The sequence below is a fragment of the Micromonospora sp. NPDC047730 genome (assembly GCF_043204765.1).
GTDB lineage: Bacteria > Actinomycetota > Actinomycetes > Mycobacteriales > Micromonosporaceae > Micromonospora.
Genome location: NZ_JBIDCU010000002.1, coordinates 407,393 through 426,804 on the forward strand (window position 1 = coordinate 407,393; position 19,412 = coordinate 426,804).

Here is a 19,412-nt window from a genome sequence, read left to right on the forward strand (position 1 = left end):
GCGTGCCGCCGGGTCGGGATCGGCGAGGGGAGCGGTTGCCGGGGCGGGGCCGGGGGTCGGGTGGGGGGAATAAGGGGTTGTGGAGACGGCGGTGCCCCGCCGACCGGGGGTCGACGGGGCACCGGTGGTGCGGGTGGATCAGGCGACGAAGCGGGTCCGGCGGCGCTTGGCCACCAGGTAGCCTCCGCCGCCGGCGACGAGCAGCAGGCCGCCGATGCCGGCGACCAAGCCGGCCGAGTCGCCGGTGATCGGCAGCTCGGGGTCGTCACCGCCGCCGCCCTCGCCGCCGGTCGCGCCCTTGACGACCAGCGCGGCGGTGTCGTTCTTCGGGTTCAGGTCGACGACCTTCCCCGGCTCGCCCGGGCCGAAGTGCAGCAGCCGCACCGAACCCGGCGCGCCGCCCACCTTGTCGATCCGCAGACCGAACTCGAAGACGGCCGCCTCGCCCTTGCGGCGCAGCTCGAACCACTCGCAGAAGTAGACCCGGCCGCCCGGCTCGCCGTACCAGCCAGTCGGCTCCTCGGCGGTGCCCGGCGAGCACTGTTCGGGCGCGTCCACCACGGTGGCGCCGGCGGGAACGGTGACCAGGGCGCCGGTCAGGAGCTCGCCCGGGCTGTACGAGTTGATCGCCGCGGGCCCGTTGTTGACGAAGCCGACCTTGGCGATGACCGTCCCGCCGGCTGCGCCGGTGACCTCGGCACCGGTGGCGGCGACGTCGGCCCGCTGGTCACCGGTGACGGTGGCGTCGATCCAGGCGACGTTGTTCGTCGTGTCCTTGTCGGTCTGCTTCACCGCGCGGGCCCGCGACGCCGGTGCCGGCACCAGCGTCATCGCGCTTCCGCTGCCCTTCTCCCAGTCCGCGCCGGAGAAGTCGCCGATGAACTCCTCCCAGTCGCCCTTGGCGAACCAGATCGCCTGGCCGTACTGCCGGCCCGGCGCCCAGGCGTCGGAGGCGATCGTCAGGGCGGACGAGTCGTCGAGCTGGAGAGCGGCTCCCGGCGGAATCTCCTCGCCGAAGTGGCACTGGGCGAGGTTGCTGCCGAACTCCGAGAGGTAGGAGCAGTTCGAGTGCCGCCGCGCCGGGGTGAGACCAGGGGTCATGGCGAGGAGCAGCACCGTGCCGCGCGCGGGTCGGTCGCCGATGTTGGCCACCGTGAGCGGCGCCTTGACCGTGGCGCCGGGGTCGCCGGCGAACTCCAGGGAGCGCTCCGTCTTCAGGTCGACGCCCTCGCCGACCTCGATGGTGGATCGCGCGGTGGCGGTGGGGATGCCCTTGGCCGCCACGCTCAGGACGAGCTCGCCCTTGTCGCCGGGTGCGGCGGAATCCTTGGCGGTGACGGCCAGGTTGACCAGGTAGTCGGTGATCTCGGTGCCGTCGAGGGCGCAGGTGATGACCGCGCCGGCCTCCTTGCAGCCCGACACCCGGTCGCCGAGGACGACCGTGGCGAAGCCGTCGACGTCGCCGCGGTCGATGGTGAGGGTCAGCTTCTCGGGCAGCGTCTCGGCAAACGCGTACAGGGTGACGGACTTGGCCTCGCCGCCCGGCGCGACCAGCGCGTTGTTGGCGTAGAGGAGGAGCTCGTCGCCGGGCTCTTCGGCGACGGCGGGGCTGGCGGAGGCGGCGACGAGCGCGCCTGCGACGCCCAGCCCGGCCAGCCAGCGCCGGGTGGAGTGCTTGAGCATGTGGGGGGTCCTCCCGTGGGAATGCCAGGAGTGGCCAGCGGATCTTAAGGAAGCCTTAAGGCGCGCCGCTGCCCTGGTCCGCCTCGGAGGGGCAAACATCGACCGAACGGCTGACCAGGATCGCCGCAACGTTCCGCCCGCCCGGACCCGTCATCTGGGGCAGGAGCCCGGGAGGTGCAGTGACGTACGAGGAGTTCGCCGACTCGCGGCTGGCCGCGCTGCTGCGGTACGCGGTCATGCTGACCGGCGACCCGCACCAGGCGCAGGACCTGGTGCAGGACACCATGGTCCGGGTCCAGCTCAACTGGCGTCGGGTGGCCCGTGCCGACTCGCCCGAGCGCTACGTCCGCCGGATGCTGACCAACCAGTACGTCGACTGGCGGCGGGGCTCCTGGATGCGCCGGGTGCTGCTGCGCGCCGAGCCCGACGACGCGGTGCCGGTGCCGGCCGACCACGCCCAGCACACCGTGGACCGGGACCAGGTCTGGTCCTGGCTGTCCGGGCTGCCGCGCCGGCAGCGGGCCACCCTGGTGCTGCGCTACTACGAGGACCTGCCCGACGCGGAGATCGCCGACATCCTCGGCTGCGCCGTCGGGACCGTCCGCTCGTCCATCTCGCGCGCCCTGGCCACGCTGCGGGCGGAACACATGGAGGCCTGCTCATGATCGAGGACGACCTGCGTGCCGCCTTTGCCCGGCACGAGGCCCTGACCCCGCCCGTCGGTCCGCTGCGGTCCACGATCGACCGGCTCGCGGCTGCCCGTCGCCGTCGCCGGCTGCGGCTGCGGGCCGGCGGTGCCGCGCTGGCCCTGCTCGGCGTGCTGGGGATCGGGCTACCACCGTTCACGCCCGACCGGGTCGCCGAGGACGCCACCCTGTTCGCCGAGCCCACCGCCTCGGCACCGGCGGGCGCGCTGAACATCCTGCTGCTCGGCGTGGACGGCTCGGCGAAGGAGCCCGCCCGGCTGGCGGACTCCGTCCTGCTGGTGCACATTCCGGCGGACCGTAGCCGGCCGTACCTCATCTCGCTGCCTCGCGACCTGGCGGTGCCGATTCCCGGTCACGGGACCGACAAGCTCAACGCCGCCTTCCGGCACGGTGCCGGCGACGGCCGGCCCGACCTGGGGCGCGGCTACGAGCTGACCCGCCGGGTGGTCACCGACCTGACGGGCGTACGCGTGGACGCCGGCGCGGTGCTCACCTACCCGGTGTTGCGTCGGCTCACCGACGAGGTCGGCGGCGTGGAGGTCTGCCTGCCGCGCGAGGTGCGCTCCATCCACACGAAGCGGGTCTTCCCGACCGGCTGCCAGCGGCTCGACGGCGCCGCCTCGGTCGACCTGCTGCGGCAGCGGCGGGGGCTGCCCGAGGGCGGGCTCGACCGGGACCGGCACGCGCAGCTTTTCGCCGCCGGGCTGATCCGTCGGGCCGGCGAGCAGGGGGTGCTGACCAGTCCGGTCAGGCTCTTCGCCCTGGTCGACACCGTCGGCGCGGACCTGGTCGTGGGCGGCACCGGTTCGCCACTGGTGGACCTGCTGAAGGTGCTTCCGGAGCTGAAGTCCGTCGACCCGGTCGGGCTCAGTCTCCCGGTCGGGCCGCCGGAGGGCCTCGGCTGGCGGCTGCCACCGGATCCGAAGGAGGCTCCGGCGTTCCTTGCCGCGTTGCGGGAGGACCGGCTGGCGCAGTGGGCGGCGCGGAATCCGGGTCAGGTCAACCGCACCCGCTGACGGATCAGCGGTAGTCCTCCTCGTCGGGGGCGACCACCCGGGCCTGCTCCATGGCGTCCCAGTCGTTGATCTCCAGGCCGCGGTGCGGCTCCACGTCGGCCTCGCCGGGGTCGACCGCGGCGGCCTGCTCGACCGCGTCGGCCGGTTCCGCCTCCATGTCGCGCTCCTCGGGGCTGAGGTGGTCGCTGGGGGCGAAGTCCTCGTCGGGCTGACCCATCGGTCCCTCCCGGGATCTCGGCGGACGGTTACCCCACACACCGTACGGGCTGCGCCCGCCCGCCGCTCGGAAGCCGAGTCGACCGAATCGCCCCACCGGTCGCCGCCCCCGGTGCCAGGATGATGCCGTGGGCTTCCTGATCAGGCTGGCGATCACCGCGGTCGCGCTGTGGATCACCACGCTGATCGTGCCCGGCGTCGAGGTGACCGGCCGCTCCGGCGCCGACGACGCGCTCACGCTCGTCGTCGTGGCGTTGATCTTCGGCGTGGTCAACGCGGTGCTCAAGCCACTGATCAAGGTGTTCGGCTGCGTCTTCTACCTGCTCACCCTCGGCCTGTTCGCGCTGGTGGTCAACGCCCTGCTGTTCCTGCTGACCGACCGGATCGCCCGGGCGCTGGACCTGCCGTTCCAGGTAGACGGCTTCTGGGCCGCGTTCTGGGGCGCCATCGTGATGGCCGTGGCCACCTGGCTGATCAGCGTCGTCGTGCCCGACAGGTGGGGGGAGCGGTGAGCGTCGCGACCGGCCTTCGGGCGCGTACCGGGTCGGTTGTGCCGGCGCCCCTCTTCTACGGGATACTTCCGACGGTGGACAGCGCGGTCCGGCGCACCCAAGGACAACAGCGGCCGGCGACGGCCGACAGCGGTAAGTAAGGAGCGTTCGACATGCCCATCGCTTCCCCCGAGACCTACGCGGAGATGCTGGACCGCGCCAAGGCCGGCCGGTACGCGTACCCCGCGATCAACGTGACGTCCTCGCAGACCCTGAACGCGGCGCTCAAGGGCTTCGCCGACGCGGAGAGCGACGGCATCATCCAGGTCTCGACCGGTGGCGCGGAATACCTCTCCGGACCTTCGATCAAGGACATGGTCACCGGCGCGGTGGCGTTCGCCGCGTACGCGCACGAGGTGGCCAAGAAGTACCCGGTCAACATCGCCCTGCACACCGACCACTGCCCGCAGGAGAAGCTGGACAAGTTCGTCCGCCCGCTGATGGGCATCTCGCAGGAGCGGGTGAAGCGCGGCGAGGAGCCGCTGTTCCAGTCGCACATGTGGGACGGCTCGGCCGTGCCGGTGGCGGAGAACCTGGAGATCGCCGCGCAGCTCCTCGACGAGGCCGCCAAGGGCAAGATCGTCCTCGAGATCGAGGTCGGCGTGGTCGGCGGCGAGGAGGACGGCGTCGAGAACGCCATCAACGAGAAGCTCTACACCACGGTCGAGGACGGCCTGGCCATGGTGGATGCGCTCGGCCTGGGCGAGAAGGGCCGCTACATGGCGGCGCTGACCTTCGGCAACGTGCACGGCGTCTACAAGCCGGGCAACGTCAAGCTCCGTCCGGAGATCCTCAACCAGATCCAGGAGGCGGTCGGCGCCAAGTACGGCAAGGAGAAGCCGCTCAGCCTGGTCTTCCACGGCGGCTCGGGCTCGCTGCTGTCGGAGATCCGCGAGGCGCTCGACTACGGCGTCGTGAAGATGAACATCGACACCGACACCCAGTACACCTTCTCCCGCCCGGTCGCGGACCACATGTTCCGCAACTACGACGGCGTGCTCAAGGTCGACGGCGAGGTCGGCAACAAGAAGATGTACGACCCGCGGGTCTGGGGCAAGGCCGCCGAGGCCGGCATGGCCGCCCGCGTCACGGAGGCCTGCGAGCACCTGCGCTCGACCGGCACCACGCTCGCCAAGTGACGCGCTGACGCGTACCGCCGGCGGCCGGCTCCCCACCGGGAGCCGGCCGTCGGCGTGTCCGGCCCGTCAGGCCGTCGCGGTGAGCACCCGGACGGCCTCGTGGACGTCGTCGGTGAGGTGCACGGTGGCGGACAGGTCGCCGAACGGCGAGGCGCCCAGCAGCGGTCGCAGCAGCGACTCCACCGGCAGTTCCCGCGTCCAGTACGCGCGGTCCAGGAAGACGTACGCGCCGCTGGCCCCGTCGGTGCCGTAGTAGGTCTTGGTGGCCGCCTGGAACACCTCCTGCACGGTGCCGGCCCGGCCGGGCGCGAAGACGATCCCGCCCCGGGCCAGCCGCAGGATGGTGTCCTCCCGGATGGCGTTCGAGAAGTACTTCGCGATCCGGCCGGCGAACAGGTTCGCCGGCTCGTGCCCGTAGAGCCAGGTCGGGATGGCCAGCCCGCCGGCGCGCGCCCAGTCCACGTCGCCGCCGGCCAGCATGGCCGAGTCGACGCGGGAGACGCTGGCGGGGTCGGCGGCCCGGGGCCGGGGCGGCGACACCGGCTGGCCGTAGCGCTCCCGGACCAGCAGCGCCGCCGCCGTGTAGCGGTCGTGGTCGGTGAAGTCCGGCGCCCCGGCGAGCAGGTCGATCGCGGCGTCCAGGTCCTCGACCGGCCGCAGCGCCAGGAACGCGCCCAGGTTGGCGGCCTCCATCACCCCGGGCCCGCCGCCGGTCACCACCAGCCGGTCGGCCCGGGCCAGCTCCCAGCCCAGCACGGCCGCCATCCGGTACGGCGCGCTGCCGCGCGGCACCGCGTGCCCGCCCATGATGCCGACCACCGACTGCGGCCCGTGGGTGGCCAGCCAGGCGCGGGTGGCGTCGGCGAGCGCGTTGTCCACGCCGTGGTCGTGCAGCCGCTGGCCGAGCGCCTCCTTCACCTCCGGCAGGGCCCCGCCGTGCGCGCGGAAGTGCTCGTACACCCGGGTGTCGTACATCCCGGCGAAGCCGCCCTCGGCGAAGCCGGCGGCCAGGTCGTCCGGGGTGTAGAGGTGCGAGGGCTGGGTCGGGTAGGGCAGCCCGGAGAACGGCGGCACGACGTTCGCGCCGCGCCGGACCAGGTCGGCGCCGACCTCACGGGAGGCGAAGCGGCACCCGACGAACAGGGTGCCGGTCACCTCGATCCCGGTGAGGTCGGGGACGGGTGCGAGGTCGAGCCGCAGCCCCTGCACGGTCAGCCCGACCAGGCTGCCCGTGGCCAGTCGCCGGTCGAACTCGGCGCGGGTCTCGATCTCGTCGGTGCAGGTGTGCGGCTCGATGACGTCCGCGGGCGGTGGGGTCGGCACCCTCGCCATCCTGCCCCGCCCCGGCAACCGGCCAAACCTGCGGGGGTGGCCGGGTGGTCGGCAGACCCGGGCCGGCGGCCGGGCGGGTGCGGACGCCGCGGTGCCGGTGGCGACGTCGGCGGCACCGGGCCGCCCGGCTCGTCGGGGAACGCGCCGGGTCTGCCCGGAACGGACAGGAGCCCGGCGGCCGCGGCCACCGGGCTCCTGCACAACCCGGTCCTGGGGAGGCTCCGGACCAATAGTTGTAGTGGAAAACATCTGCCGGTGGCATAGGCCGCAGGCGTGACCAACTCCTCAGCCGTTCAGGCAACCAGCTCGCCCAACCCCCTCGCGCACCCACGGGCGAAGCGGGTTGAATGGGACGATGCAGAACCTGTTGCCGGAACCACCGGCCACCCTCCTCCCCGCGCACGACGAGGCCGACGCCGCCCTGGCCGCCGCCGAGCAGGCCGGCAGCGACGAGGCGTACGCCGAGGTGGCGGCGCGCTTCCCGACCTACAGCGCCGGCTGGGGCGCGCTGGCGGCTCGGGCCCTCGCCGCGGGCCAGGTCGTCCCGGCGTACGCCTACGCGCGCACCGGCTACCACCGGGGGCTGGACCAGCTGCGCCGCAACGGATGGAAGGGGCACGGCCCGGTGCCGTGGTCGCACGAGCCGAACCAGGGCTTCCTGCGCTGCCTCTACGTGCTGTCCCGTGCCGCCGACGAGATCGGCGAGGCCGACGAGGCGGCCCGCTGCGCCCAGTTCCTCCGGGACTGCGACCCGGCCGCCGCGGACGCGCTGGCCAGCAACTGACGCCACTCCGACGGCCGGCCCGACACGCTGCGGGCCGGCCGTCGGGCTGTCCCGGTCCCTACAACCCCTCCGCCACGGAGGCGGCGATCTTCAGCCAGGCGTCCCGCGTCGCCGAGGAGAGAGCGGCGTACCGGATCGGCTCGCCGGTGTCGATGAGCCGCTCGTACGGCGCGAGCAGCACCGCCCGGGTGCGGGCCGCGAAGTGTTCCTGGATCGCCGGCAGGTCGATCTCCTTGCGCGAGGGCGGCATGGAGACCACGGTGACCGCCTGCCGGACCAGCCGCTGCCGGCCGCTCTGCTCCAGGTGGTCCAGCATCCGGGCGGCCGTCTCCGCCGAGTCGTTCCGGGCCGACATGGTGACCACGAGCTGGTCGGTGGCGTCCATCGCGGCCTGCCAGTTCTGGGCGCGCACGTTGTTGCCGGTGTCCACGAAGATCAGCTTGTAGAACCGGCTCACCACCTCGCGGATCTCGGCGAACGCGGCGGCGGTGAGCATCTCGCCCCCGGTCGCCGACTCGTCCGAGGCGAGGACGTCGAACATCCCCTCGCCCTGCGACCGGACGTACTGCGACAGGTCACCCACCCGCCCGTGCGCGCCCTGGAACTGGCCCAGGTCGCGCAGCATGTCCCGCACCGTACGCGAGTGGAAGTCCTGCTGGGCGCGCATCCCCAGGGTGCCCTGGGTCTCGTTGTTGTCCCACGCCAGCACGTAGCCGCCGCGCTTCTGGCCGAACGTCATCGCCAACAGCAGGATGGCCACCGTCTTGCCGGCGCCGCCCTTCGGGTTCACCACCGTCACCTGACGCAGCCCGCCGAAGTTGCGGCGCACCATCTCGATGTCCCGCCGCAACTCCTGCTCGTGCCGCCCCGGCGGGAGCCGCAGCCCCACCAGGTTCGCCACCGCCCGTACGCCCATCGTGGCCACCGGGTCGGCGGGCCGGACCTGGCGGCGGCGGGCGAAGTCCTCGGCGGTCGGCGGCGCGGCGACCGCCGGGTTCCAGCCCGGGTCGGGCTGGGTCGGCGGCACCGCGGTCACCCCCTCGGCCGGCTGGTACGCCTGCTGCGGTGCCGGGCCGGCGGCTCCCGGCGTGCCAAGGGGCCAGGCCGGCGGATACCAGCCGGGCTGGGGCGGGTACGGGCCGGGCGGCGTCGGGGCGGCCTGCTGCGGCGGGACGGCCGTCTGCGGTGGGTGCGGGACGGCCGCCTGCGGTGGGTGCGGGACGGTCGTCTGCGGTGGGTAGGGGCCGGACGGTGTGGTCTGCGGTGCCCCCGCACCGGGCCCGAGGTCCCCGGCCGGCTCGGCCGACCCGCCATGTCCAGGGCTGCCCGGCTGGGGCACGCCCTGCCCGGTCGCACCGTGACCGGTCGCGCCCCCGCTCGGGGGCGCCGCTCTGGCGGCACCGCGGTACGTCGGGGGCACCGGCTGGGCGGCACGGTGGTTCGTCACGGGTGCCGGCCCGTCGGCTCCGGCCGCCGGTGCAGGTTCGACGGCGGCCGGTGCGGGCCGTTGCGGCGGCTGCGCCCACGGGGACTCGGCCGACCCGCGCGCCCCGCCGCCGTTCGCCGCGCCGCCGTTCGCCGCGCCGCTGTTCGCCGCCGCGCCGCTCGTCGGTGCGCCGCCTCCGCTCCCGGCGCTGCCGGCGACCGGAACCCCGCTCTTCGCAGGGCCGGCACCGGTCGCTCCCGAGTCGGCGGCGACCTCCGGCGACCGCTCGCTGGCGGCAGCCCGGTCGGTGGCTGAGGGCTGGGGAATCGCGGCCGGGCGCGTCACCGGGACGGGTGCGGCCGGCTGGTCCAGGCTGAAGGGCGTGTCGAGGTCGACCCGGGTGGGGGCGGGCTGGGGAGACCGGGGAGCGGGCACACCGGCCCCGGCACCCCCGGCCGCCTGTCCACCCGCCCCGACGGCCGGCCCGGTTCCGGCGATGCCCGGGGCGCTCGTGCCCGTGCCGGGCGGGACCGCTGTGCCCGTGCCCGGCGGGACGGCCGGGTCGCTGGGCGGGGCGACAGCGCCCTGTGCCGGCGGGGCGGTGGGCCGTGTGAAGGGCGTGGGCGGGGCCCAGCCCTGGCCCGAGGGGGCGGGCGCCCGGCCGGAGGCCCTGGCCGGCGGGGGTGCCCAGCCGGTCGTCGCGGCCGGCGGCGCGGTCGTCGCCGGGCCGCCGGTCAGGGACGGGTAGTCGGCGGGCGAGGGCGGGGCGGCCGGCCGGCCCTGCGGCGGGACGGGCGACGTCGGTGAGCTGCTCGACGCCCACGGCGGGGCGTCGGCGCCGTCGATCTGGTCGGGCGGCCAGAGTGGTTCGATGTCCCGCTCCGGCACCGGCGGCTGCCCGGGCACGTGGACCCGGTCGGCGTTCTCGTCCACTACGGTTCCTCCCCATTCCTTCTGCCGAGGATAGGCCCAGTGGCCAGCCATGGTCGGCCGTCGCGGGACGCCGAGGTCAGCTTGTCCAGACCGCCCAGGCGCCCGGCTCGGTCCACCAGGACCGCTTCCGGCTCAGCTCGCCCTCGGCCCCGTCGTCGAGGTACGGGACCTTGCCCTCGCGGGGCAGCACGGACACGGCCCGCCCACGGGCGCGGCGCACCTCCAGCCGCATCCGCTTCCTGCCGAACGCCGAGCGGGTGACCACGGGAACCGCCACCGCCACCTCGACCAGCCCGTCGTTCGGTTCGGGATTGCCGAGCAGTGTCACGTCGTCGAGTCGGGCGTACCCGCCGGCGTTGCCGATCGCGCAGGCCAGCAGCGGGTCGTCGCCGTTGGAGAGGACGGCGTCGTCCACCTCGACCCGCCCCCGCCAGTGCAGCGGCCGGCCGCTGTCGTCGGCGGCGCCGATCAGCGCGCCGTCCAGGGTCACCGAGCCGCCGTCGTTGCGCAGCAGGTCGAGCCGGCGGGCCGTGCCGTCCAGCACCGCGGCGGCCACCGCCGCCGGGTCGCGGGGCAGCCCGAGCTGCGCCGCCAGGTCACGGTGCGTCGTGCTCGTGCTCCGCGCCGGATCGAGCGGGAGTACGCCGATCGGCGGCAGGTCCGGCACCGTGCGGTTGCCGGGGAGGTCGTCGGGACGGCGGCTGGGCGGTGGGGCGTACCGCCGGACGAGCCGGCGCACGACGGCGCGCAACTGCGCGTCGCTGGCGGCGGCGACCACCAGCCGGATCTTGGAGTCCGGGTCGGGCCAGGTGAGGCCGTCCGGGCGGGGCGGCCCGTCGAACCGGGCCAGTACCTCGTCGATCTCGGCGTCCGAGCGGGCGGTGACCGTCTCCACCCGGGCGCCCCGGGCGGTGAGCGCGTCCGCGCAGGCCAGCACGGGCACCCGGGGGGTGTCGCAGCGTTCCCCGGCCTTCCCGCCGTGCCGGTCGCCGGTCCCGCAGGCGTCGGCCGCGTCACGTGCCGTCGCGTCCCCGTCCGCCGTCGCGCCGGCGTCGGCCTCGTGCGCCGCAGCCCCGGTCTCGGCTCCGTTCGCCGTCGCGTCGGCCCCGGTCTCGGCTCCGTCCGCCGTCGCCCCGGCGTCGCCCTCGTGCGCCGTCGCGCCGCCGCAGCAGGCACCGCCGCTGCCGCAGGCCCCGCCGGGCGCGTCGCGCTCCGAGCCGAGGGTGAGCAGCACCACGTCGTACACGGAAACGGCCTCCTGCCTCTCGACGCGACCCCTGCCGGCCGCGTCGTCACTACTTGTTAGCCTGACACCCCGGGCTCGCTGACCGGTCGCCACCTGGCACCCGAGCCTTCTGGAGGCGAGAAGATGCCAGCGATCGTGCTCCTCGGCGCCCAGTGGGGCGACGAGGGCAAGGGCAAGGTTACCGACCTGCTGGGTGAGCGGGTCGACTACGTCGTGCGCTACTCCGGCGGCAACAACGCCGGCCACACGGTGATCACCCCGGACGGCCAGAAGTACGCGCTGCACCTGATGCCGTCGGGTGCCCTGTCACCGAGCGCGATGATCGTCATCGGCAACGGCGTGGTGGTCGACCCGAAGGTGCTGCTGGCCGAGATCGACGGGCTCGCCGAGCGGGGCGTGGACGTCAGCCGGCTGCGGATCTCCGGCGACGCGCACCTGATCATGCCGCACCACCGGGCCCTCGACCGGGTCGTCGAGCGCTACCTCGGCAGCTCCCGGATCGGCACCACCGGCCGGGGCATCGGCCCCGCGTACGGGGACAAGGTCGCCCGGATGGGGATCCGGCTGCAGGACCTGCTCGACCCGGGCATCCTGCGCAAGAAGCTGGAGCTGGCGCTGCGCGAGAAGAACCAGCTCCTGTTCAAGGTCTACAACCGCAAGGCGATCGACGTCGACGCGACGATCGAGGAGTACCTGGAGTACGCGGAGCGGCTCAAGCCGTACATCGCCGAGACCCGGGTCATGCTCTGGGACGCGCTGGACCGCGGCGAGACGGTCCTGCTGGAGGGCGCCCAGGCCACCATGCTCGACATGGACCACGGCACGTACCCCTTCGTGACCTCGTCGAACCCGACGGCCGGCGGGGCCTGCGTGGGCGCCGGCATCCCGCCGACGGCGATCAGCAAGGTGATCGCGGTCAGCAAGGCGTACACGACCCGGGTCGGCTCCGGGCCGTTCCCGACCGAACTATTCGACGACAACGGCCAGCACCTGCGCAAGGTCGGCCACGAGTACGGCACCACCACCGGCCGGGAGCGCCGCTGCGGCTGGTTCGACGCCGTCGTCGCCCGGTACGCCTGCCGCCTCAACGGGGTCACCGACCTGGTGGTCACCAAGCTGGACGTGCTGACCGGCCTGCCCAAGGTGCCGATCTGCGTCGGTTACGAGATCAACGGCAAGCGTTACGACGACATGCCGATGACCCAGACCGACTTCCACCACGCGACTCCGATCTACGAGGAGCTCGACGGCTGGTGGGAGGACATCACCGAGGCGAGGACCGAGGCGGAACTCCCGGAGAACGCCCGCCGCTACATCGCCCGCATCGAGGAACTCTGCGGCACCCGCGTCAGCGTGGTCGGCGTAGGCCCCGGCCGCGAGGAAAACGTCCTCCGCCACCCCCTCCTCCCCTAACCCCCACCCCCCACCCCACCCCCCCACCCCCACCCCCCACCCCCCGGGACCGCCCCGTTGATCATGAAGTTGTTGTCTTCGATGCCGGCGTGTCGGAGCAACAACTTCATGATCAACGGCTCGAGGCGAGGGGTTGTCCACAGGACGGGCCCGGGTTATCCACAGGGGTTTCGTCGATTGGCCGCGGGCGGGACAGTCGGTCGGTGTGAGGGCGGATCCGCTGGCGGTCGTGCGGTTGATGGCCGGTGCGCGCGACGGCATCGTGACGCTGGCGCAGGCGCGTGCGGCCGGGTTCACGGTGCACGACGTACACCGGTTCTGTCGGTCCGGTCGCTGGCGTGCGGTGATCCGTGGCGGCTATCTCGTCGATGCCGACCACTATGACGGCATCCCGCGGCGGGCACGGATCAGGGCGGCTGTTGCATCCTTCGGTGCGTGTGCCGCCGCCGTCCTGACAACGGCCGCCGAATTGCACGGCATCGCGGGGCCGCGGGCGACGGGGGCGATCCACCTGTCGATGCCCGGTCCGGTCGCGAGGCCCGCCCGGCTGGCCCATCCCGACGTGGTGGTGCACCAGTTGACGGTCGCGCCAGGTCAACTGGTCCGAGTCGACGGCATCGCCGCCACCTCGCCGCTCCGGACCGTCGCCGACCTGGTCCTCCGGGAAGACCGCTACGCCGCGGTCTGCGTGCTGGACTCCGCGCTGAACCGAGGGCTCATCACCGACGAGGACCTGCTCGCCGTGCCGTACCTGATCAGACGTCGACGCGGCGCGGTGGCGGCACGCTCCCACCTGGCGGAGGCGGACGGGCGGGCGCAGTCCCCGCTGGAGACCCGGACGAGGTTGCGCTGCGTCGACGGCAAGGTGCCCCCGGACGTCCTCCAGCTCATGGTGCGCGACGACGACGGCTACCTGCTCGGGATCGGTGATCTCGGCTGGCGGGGCCCGAGGGTGATCGCCGAAGCCGACGGGCGGGGCCCGCATGGCACCCCGGAGGCCGTCTACGCCGACCGCCGCCGACAGAACCGCCTGGTCAACGCCGGCTGGACCGTCCTCCGCTTCACCTGGGCCGACACCCTAGACCCCGCCTACATCCCGTGGACCGTCCGCCAGGCCATCGCCGCCGCCCAGCGCCGTTGATCATGAAGTTGTTGCCATCGCCGCCCGGCGTGTCGAGACAACAACCTCATGATCAACGGGGTGGGCGAGGGGGTCAGTAGGATGCGGGTGTGCGGGTTCTTCTTCTTGGTGGTGGGGGGCGGGAGCATGCGCTCGCGCTGGGCCTCGCCGGCGATCCGTCCGTCGAGCAGCTGATCGCGGCGCCCGGGAATCCCGGCATCGCTTCGCTTGCCTCTCTGCGGGGGGTGGATCCCTGCGATCCGGCGGCCGTCGCCGCGCTGGCGGTGGAGACCGGGGTCGACCTGGTGGTGATCGGGCCGGAGGCGCCGCTGGTGGCCGGGGTCGCCGACGCCGTACGTGCCAAGGGGATCCCCGCGTTCGGGCCGTCCGCCGAGGCCGCCCGGCTGGAGGGCTCGAAGACGTTCGCCAAGGACGTGATGACCGCCGCCGGCGTGCCGACCGCCCGCGCGTACACCTGCACGGATGCGGAGAGCACGGCGCGGGCGCTGGACGAGTTCGGCGCGCCGTACGTGGTGAAGAACGACGGGCTCGCCGCCGGCAAAGGTGTCGTGGTGACCGACGACCGCGCCGCCGCGCTCCGGCACGCCGAGGAGTGCGGGCGGGTCGTCGTGGAGGAATACCTGGCCGGCCCGGAGGTCTCCCTCTTCGTGGTGACCGACGGCGAGGCGGCGGTGCCGCTGCTGCCGGCGCAGGACTTCAAGCGGGTCGGCGACGGCGACACCGGCCCGAACACCGGCGGCATGGGGGCGTACGCGCCGCTGCCCTGGGCGCCGCCCGGCCTGGTCGACGAGGTCATGCGCGATGTCGTCCACCCGACCCTGGCCGAGATGGCCCGACGGGGCACCCCGTTCGCGGGCCTGCTCTACGTCGGGCTGGCGATCACCGCCGACGGCCCCCGGGTGATCGAGTTCAACGCCCGCTTCGGCGACCCGGAGACGCAGGTGGTGCTCGCGTTGCTGGAGACCCCGCTCGCCGGGCTGCTGCACGCCGCCGCCACCGGCACGCTGGCCGGGCACCCGCCGCTGCGGTGGCGCGACGGGGCCGCCGTCACGGTCGTGGTCGCCGCCGAGGGCTACCCGGCCGCCCCGCGCAGCGGCGACGTGATCACCGGTGCCGAGGGCCCGGGCGTCATCCACGCCGGCACCCGCCGGGCCGACGACGGGGCGCTGCTCTCCTCCGGTGGCCGGGTGCTCTGCGCCACCGCCACCGGCACCGACCTGGCCGCCGCCCGGGACGCCGCGTACGCGCTGGTGGCCGGCGTGGAGCTGGCCGGCTCGCACCACCGCACCGACATCGCCGCCGCCGCCGTCGAGGGCCGGATCACGATTCCGGGCTGACCGGGCAACCCCCGCCGCCGTCGCCTCCGTTTGACCGGTGAGGCGAGGAGGTGGCGGGATTGCCTGCCGACATCGAGGGCTACCGCGAGTACGTGACGGCGCGGCTGGAGCCGCTGCGCCGCACGGCGTACCTGCTCTGCGGTGACTGGCACACGGCCGACGACCTGGTGTCGACGGCGCTGGTCAAGCTGCTGCGGCACTGGCGGCGGGTGTCCGCGATGGACAGCCCCGACGCGTACGTCCGGCGGACCCTGCTGCGGGTCTGGCTGGACGAGCGGCGTCGGCCGTGGCGGCGTGAGGCCGCCTGGGCCGAGGTCCCGGACGCCCCCGCGCGGTCCGCGACCGACGGTGCCGCCGACCGGCTGACCATCCTCGCCCTGCTGGCCGAGTTGCCGCCGCGCCGCCGCGCGGTCCTGGTGCTGCGCTACTTCTGCGACCTGTCCGTCGAGGAGACCGCCCGGGAACTCGGCTGCACCACCGGCACCGTCAAGAGCCAGTCGGCGCGGGCGATCGAGGCGCTGCGGGGCCGCCTCGTCGGCGCGCCGGCCCGAGCCCAGGAGGCAGGCACCGATGGATGAACTCTCCCAGCAGATGCGCACGGCGGTGGCCGCGCCGCCACCGACCAGGATCGACGTGGACCGGCTGATCGCCGACGACCGGCAGCGCCGCCGCCACCGGGCGTGGGCGCTGGCGGGCGCCGGTGCCGCCGTTGCGGTCGCGGCGGTCGCGGTGGCACCGGCGCTGCTCGCCGGTCCCGCCCCGGAACCGGGCGGCCTCACCCTGCCGCCGGCCGCCGCGGGTACCGCCGACCCGTCGCTCTGCCCGATCGCCGAGCCGGAGCCCAGTGGCCCGCCGGTGCCGCAGCAGTCGTACGACACGGTGCGCGAGCGGCCGACCGAGCGCCCCGACGCCGGCGTGGCCCGGCTGACCCAGGCCCTGCGTCCCGCGTTGGCGGCCGTCGTGCCGGCGGGGTTGACGGTCGAGGGCACGATCCCGGGCTGCGACCGGGTCCAGTTCACCTACGAGAAGAGCCACTGGAACTACTACGCCTACGTCCGGCTGGTTCGGGGCGGGCAGGTCGACAACCTCACGGTGATGGTGATGCCGACGGCCGCCGACGCGCCCCGGGGTTGCGCGGTGGCCTCCCATGCCGCTGCCTGCACGGGCTCTCGCCTGCCGGACGGCAGCACCCTGGCCACCAGCATCTCCACGCCTGGCGACGAGGGTGCGGAGCAGCGCCGGGTGCTGTTGCAGCGGGTGGACGGCACGTCCGTGACGGTGACGACGGACAACTTCCGCGTCGTCACCGAGCCGGACGGGACCCCGACGGAGGAGTTCGGGCCGCCGCCGGTGCTCAGCGTGGCGCAGTTGACCGAGATCGCCACCACACCCGGGCTGACGCTCTACCCCTGATCCGGCGGGTCCCGGTGCGCCGAGGGCGCCCACTGTTCGCCGAGTGGGAGGGGCCCCTCGATCCGGCCCGACGTGCCGCCGGGCGGGGCGGGCGGGTGGCGGGGCGGCTCGTCCAGATCCCGCAGCACCGGCAGTGGCGCGGCGACCAGTGCCGCCACCAGCAGCCCCCCGGCGAGCAGCAGGAAGGCCGGGCGCAGCCCGAGCCACTCCACCAACGGCCCGGCGAGCAGATAGCCCGCCGGGCCGGCGGCGTACGTGAAGGAGGTCATCACCCCGACCACCCGGCCGCGCAGCCGCTCCGGGGTGCGGGTCTGCATGGCGTAGTTGGCGAGCGGGTTGACCGGCCCGTACGCGAGCCCGATGACGGCGGCGAAGCCGAGCATCGCCGGGTACGGCGGCAGTGCGGCCAGTCCGACCAGGGCCGCCCCGGTGACCACGAGGGCGACCACCATCAGGGTGCGCCGGCGGATCCGCCGTCCCGCCGTGCCGGAGGCGAGGGCCCCGACCACCGATCCGGCGCTCATCGCCATCAGGATCGCGCCGAGCCGGGCCGGTTCGCCCTGGGCGACGAACCACGCCGGCAGCAGCACGCCCTCGACCGGCAGGTAGAGCGCGACCAGCACCATCGTGATCAGTGCGATGGTCCGCAGCAGCCGGTCCCGCCAGACGAACCGCAGTCCCTCGGCGGTGCCGTGCCACAGGCCGGCCGGCGGGCGTTCCGGGCGGCCGGCCCCGGGCAGCCGGACGGCGGCGACTAGCGCGACGGCCAGCGCGAAACCGGCGGCGGTGACCCAGAGCGTCGAGCCCGGACCGATCGCGGCGATGAGCACGCCGCCGACCCCGGGCCCGATCAGGAAGGCGAGGCCCCAGACCGCCTCGTGTACCCCGTTGGCCCGTTCGATCCGCCACCCGGCGGCCTGCGCGGCGGCCGGCAGCAGCGTCTCGCGGGCGGTCAGCCCGGCCGGGTCGAAGACGGCCCCGAGCGCGGCCAGCGCCACGATCCAGCCGACGTTCAACCCGAGCAGGGCGTCCACCACCGGGATCGCGGCGACCGAGACGGCGGAGAGCGCGTCGGAGACCAGGGCCGTACGCCGCCGGCCGAGCAGGTCCACGACGGTGCCGGAGACGAGGCTGGACAGCAGCAGTGGCAGCGCGGTGGCCGCCGCGACCAGGCCGGCCGCGGTGGCGCTGCCGGTGCGCTCCAGCACCAGCCACGGCAGGGCCACGGTGGACACCCCGTTGCCGATGCCGGACAGCAGCGTCGCCGCCTCGACCAGCAGCAGTGGCGTACGGCGGCGGGGTCCGGAGCTGACCATGGTGCTGTCAGCCTAGAGGCCGCGGGCGGTGCTGCACGCCCAGCGCCGCCCGCGTCGCCCGGGCGCGGAGGGTCCTCGAATCAGCGGATCTGGACGCCGGAGACGGCCCGGGAGATGACCAGGCGCTGGATCTCCGAGGTGCCCTCGAAGATGGTGTAGATCTTGGCGTCCCGGTACCAGCGCTCGACCGGGTGGTCCCGCAGGAACCCGGCTCCGCCGAGCAGTTGCACGGCCTTCTCGGTGACGGAGACGGCCACCTCGCCGGCCTTGAGCTTGGACATCGAGCCCTCGCCCGCCGTGAAGGGCCGGTTGTTGCGGCCCATCCAGGAGGCCCGCCAGACCAGTAGCCGGGCCGCGTCGATCTCCGTCCTCATGTCGGCCAGCGCGAACGCGACCGCCTGGTTCTCGATGATGGGCCGGCCGAACTGGACCCGGTCCTTCGCGTAGTCCAGCGCGTACTCGTAGGCGGCCCGGGCCACGCCCAGCGCCTGCGCGCCGACCGTGGGCCGGGACAGCTCGAAGGTGCGCATCGCCGCCTGGCCGGAGGCGCGCCGGCCGGAGCGGGCCCGGTCGAGCCGTTCGCGCAGCGCGTCGCGGCCGCCGAGCAGGCAGCGCCCCGGCACGCGTACGTCGTCGAGGAAGACGTCGGCGGTGTGCGACGCGCGCAGGCCCAGCTTGCGCAGCTTGCGGGTCGCGGCCAGCCCGGCGGTGCCCGGCGGTACGACGAACGCCGCCTGCCCCCGGGAACCGAGCGTCGGGTCGACCGAGGCGGTGACGACGTGCACCCCGGCGATCCCGCCGTTGGTGGCGTACGCCTTCTGCCCGCTCAGCACCCACTCGTCGGTGGCCTCGTCGTAGACCGCCCGGGTGCGCATCGCGCCGACGTCGGAGCCGGCCTCGGGCTCGGTGGTGCAGAACGCGGCGACGGCGGGCTCGTCGACGGTGCCGAAGCACTGCGGCACCCACTCCACCATCTGGTCCGGGGTGCCGGTGCCGTAGATGGCGGCCACCGCGAGGGAGGTCCCGAAGATGCCCAGCCCGATGCCGGCGTCACCCCAGAAGAGTTCCTCGCTGGCGATCGGGAGGGAGAGGCCGGTGGGGTCGGCCCAGCAGGTGGCGAGGAACTCGAAGCCGTACAGGCCGACCTTCGCCGCCTCCTGGATGATCGGCCAGGGAGTCTCCTCCCGGGCGTCCCACTCGGCCGCGGCCGGGCGCACGACCTCGGCGGCGAAGCCGTGCACCCAGTCGCGCAGATCCCGCTGTTCCTCGTTCAGGTCGAGCGAGAACTCGGCCATGTCAGGCCTTGGGGATGTCGAACAGGTTGGCGATGTTGGCGGCCAGGCCCAGGTCACCCTTGGCCTTGAGCTTGCCGGTCATGAACATCATGACGGGGTTGGCCCCACCGGAGACGATCTTCAGGAACTCGACCGGGCCCATGGTGAGGCTCAGCTTCGGGTCGTGCTGTGCGGTCTCGTTGACCGTGCACGCGCCGTCGGCGATGACGACCTCGTAGGTGTCGGTGCCACCGTCGGGGCGGCCGGTGATGTTCCAGTGGATGACCGCGTTGGTCGAGCCCGCCCGGTCGGCGCGGAAGAGCTGCGGCATCCGGCCGAAGACCTCGCCCAGGATCTTGCCGCGCAGGTCGCCGGACATGACCTCGGCGATCTTGTCGTCCGGGGTGGACTTGACCAGCTGGGCGAACTCCTTGGGGCCGACGTTCGCGAAGTTGGCCGGGTCGAAGTCAGTCATGGGTCTGCAC

The 19,412-nt window shown here is 74.1% G+C and carries 17 protein-coding genes and 1 pseudogene; 10 read left to right on the forward strand and 8 right to left on the reverse strand.

Annotated elements, in window-relative coordinates:
- Positions 1 to 138: 138 nt before the first annotated feature.
- Positions 139 to 1,683: an LPXTG cell wall anchor domain-containing protein gene (locus tag ACGF5G_RS07370; protein ID WP_393259783.1), complete on the reverse strand. Its 1,545-nt coding sequence runs from the start codon at positions 1,681 to 1,683 to the stop codon at positions 139 to 141.
- Positions 1,684 to 1,862: 179 nt separating this feature from the next.
- On the opposite strand from ACGF5G_RS07370, the gene ACGF5G_RS07375 reads away from it, so the two are divergent.
- A complete protein-coding gene (locus ACGF5G_RS07375) occupies positions 1,863 to 2,348 on the forward strand; it encodes a SigE family RNA polymerase sigma factor (protein WP_393259785.1) in 486 nt (161 codons plus the stop codon).
- Positions 2,345 to 3,406, forward strand: coding sequence for an LCP family protein (locus tag ACGF5G_RS07380; RefSeq protein WP_393259788.1), 1,062 nt, complete (start codon positions 2,345 to 2,347; stop codon positions 3,404 to 3,406). Before ACGF5G_RS07375 ends, ACGF5G_RS07380 begins: the two co-directional genes overlap by 4 nt.
- Before the next feature lie 4 nt (positions 3,407 to 3,410).
- On the opposite strand, the gene ACGF5G_RS07385 is transcribed toward ACGF5G_RS07380, so the two are convergent.
- Positions 3,411 to 3,623 (reverse strand): hypothetical protein, encoded by a 213-nt coding sequence (locus tag ACGF5G_RS07385; RefSeq protein ID WP_393259791.1) that lies wholly within the window; start codon positions 3,621 to 3,623, stop codon positions 3,411 to 3,413.
- A 127-nt stretch (positions 3,624 to 3,750) separates the two neighbouring features.
- Between ACGF5G_RS07385 and ACGF5G_RS07390 the strand changes: the two genes are divergently transcribed.
- Positions 3,751 to 4,134, forward strand: a complete 384-nt coding sequence (locus ACGF5G_RS07390) for a phage holin family protein (RefSeq protein WP_393259794.1) — start codon at positions 3,751 to 3,753, stop codon at positions 4,132 to 4,134.
- Between the two features lie 152 nt (positions 4,135 to 4,286).
- Positions 4,287 to 5,312 carry a class II fructose-bisphosphate aldolase gene (gene fbaA / locus ACGF5G_RS07395; RefSeq protein ID WP_393259797.1) on the forward strand — a complete coding sequence of 342 codons (1,026 nt, stop codon included), beginning with the start codon at positions 4,287 to 4,289 and terminating at the stop codon, positions 5,310 to 5,312.
- A 66-nt stretch (positions 5,313 to 5,378) separates the two neighbouring features.
- Here the strand turns inward: fbaA and ACGF5G_RS07400 are convergent, their stop codons facing one another.
- Positions 5,379 to 6,635 (reverse strand): LOG family protein, encoded by a 1,257-nt coding sequence (locus ACGF5G_RS07400; protein WP_393259800.1) that lies wholly within the window; start codon positions 6,633 to 6,635, stop codon positions 5,379 to 5,381.
- Between the two features lie 364 nt (positions 6,636 to 6,999).
- Between ACGF5G_RS07400 and ACGF5G_RS07405 the strand changes: the two genes are divergently transcribed.
- The gene (locus ACGF5G_RS07405) at positions 7,000 to 7,428 is read left to right on the forward strand and encodes a DUF3151 domain-containing protein (protein WP_393259802.1); all 429 of its coding nucleotides are present in this window, start codon (positions 7,000 to 7,002) and stop codon (positions 7,426 to 7,428) included.
- A 58-nt stretch (positions 7,429 to 7,486) separates the two neighbouring features.
- On the opposite strand, the gene ACGF5G_RS07410 is transcribed toward ACGF5G_RS07405, so the two are convergent.
- Together ACGF5G_RS07410 and ACGF5G_RS07415 are read right to left on the reverse strand one after the other, a co-directional pair.
- Positions 7,487 to 9,838 carry a chromosome partitioning protein gene (locus ACGF5G_RS07410; protein ID WP_393259805.1) on the reverse strand — a complete coding sequence of 784 codons (2,352 nt, stop codon included), beginning with the start codon at positions 9,836 to 9,838 and terminating at the stop codon, positions 7,487 to 7,489.
- Between the two features lie 25 nt (positions 9,839 to 9,863).
- A pseudogene (locus tag ACGF5G_RS07415) lies at positions 9,864 to 10,757 on the reverse strand (hypothetical protein); the annotation flags it as partial.
- A 399-nt stretch (positions 10,758 to 11,156) separates the two neighbouring features.
- On the opposite strand from ACGF5G_RS07415, the gene ACGF5G_RS07420 reads away from it, so the two are divergent.
- The 5 genes from ACGF5G_RS07420 (at position 11,157) to ACGF5G_RS07440 (ending at position 16,337) form a co-directional block, all read left to right on the forward strand.
- Positions 11,157 to 12,446: an adenylosuccinate synthase gene (locus ACGF5G_RS07420; RefSeq protein ID WP_357449811.1), complete on the forward strand. Its 1,290-nt coding sequence runs from the start codon at positions 11,157 to 11,159 to the stop codon at positions 12,444 to 12,446.
- A gap of 517 nt (positions 12,447 to 12,963) precedes the next feature.
- Entirely contained in the window at positions 12,964 to 13,587 is a 624-nt protein-coding gene (locus ACGF5G_RS07425) for a hypothetical protein (protein WP_393259808.1), read from the forward strand.
- An 89-nt stretch (positions 13,588 to 13,676) separates the two neighbouring features.
- Positions 13,677 to 14,924, forward strand: coding sequence for a phosphoribosylamine--glycine ligase (gene purD, locus ACGF5G_RS07430; RefSeq protein WP_393259810.1), 1,248 nt, complete (start codon positions 13,677 to 13,679; stop codon positions 14,922 to 14,924).
- A gap of 50 nt (positions 14,925 to 14,974) precedes the next feature.
- On the forward strand, positions 14,975 to 15,502 hold the full coding sequence (locus tag ACGF5G_RS07435; RefSeq protein WP_393259812.1) for a SigE family RNA polymerase sigma factor: 528 nt from the start codon (positions 14,975 to 14,977) through the stop codon (positions 15,500 to 15,502).
- Positions 15,495 to 16,337, forward strand: a complete 843-nt coding sequence (locus tag ACGF5G_RS07440) for a hypothetical protein (protein WP_393259815.1) — start codon at positions 15,495 to 15,497, stop codon at positions 16,335 to 16,337. The genes ACGF5G_RS07435 and ACGF5G_RS07440 overlap by 8 nt, the downstream gene beginning before the upstream one ends.
- On the opposite strand, the gene ACGF5G_RS07445 is transcribed toward ACGF5G_RS07440, so the two are convergent.
- The 3 genes from ACGF5G_RS07445 to ACGF5G_RS07455 form a co-directional block, all read right to left on the reverse strand.
- Positions 16,328 to 17,653, reverse strand: a complete 1,326-nt coding sequence (locus ACGF5G_RS07445; protein ID WP_393259817.1) for an MFS transporter — start codon at positions 17,651 to 17,653, stop codon at positions 16,328 to 16,330. The genes ACGF5G_RS07440 and ACGF5G_RS07445 overlap by 10 nt on opposite strands.
- Before the next feature lie 80 nt (positions 17,654 to 17,733).
- On the reverse strand, positions 17,734 to 18,948 hold the full coding sequence (locus ACGF5G_RS07450) for an acyl-CoA dehydrogenase family protein (RefSeq protein WP_393259819.1): 1,215 nt from the start codon (positions 18,946 to 18,948) through the stop codon (positions 17,734 to 17,736).
- Position 18,949: 1 nt separating this feature from the next.
- On the reverse strand, positions 18,950 to 19,402 hold the full coding sequence (locus ACGF5G_RS07455; RefSeq protein WP_357449789.1) for an SCP2 sterol-binding domain-containing protein: 453 nt from the start codon (positions 19,400 to 19,402) through the stop codon (positions 18,950 to 18,952).
- Between the last annotated feature and the right edge of the window lie 10 nt (positions 19,403 to 19,412).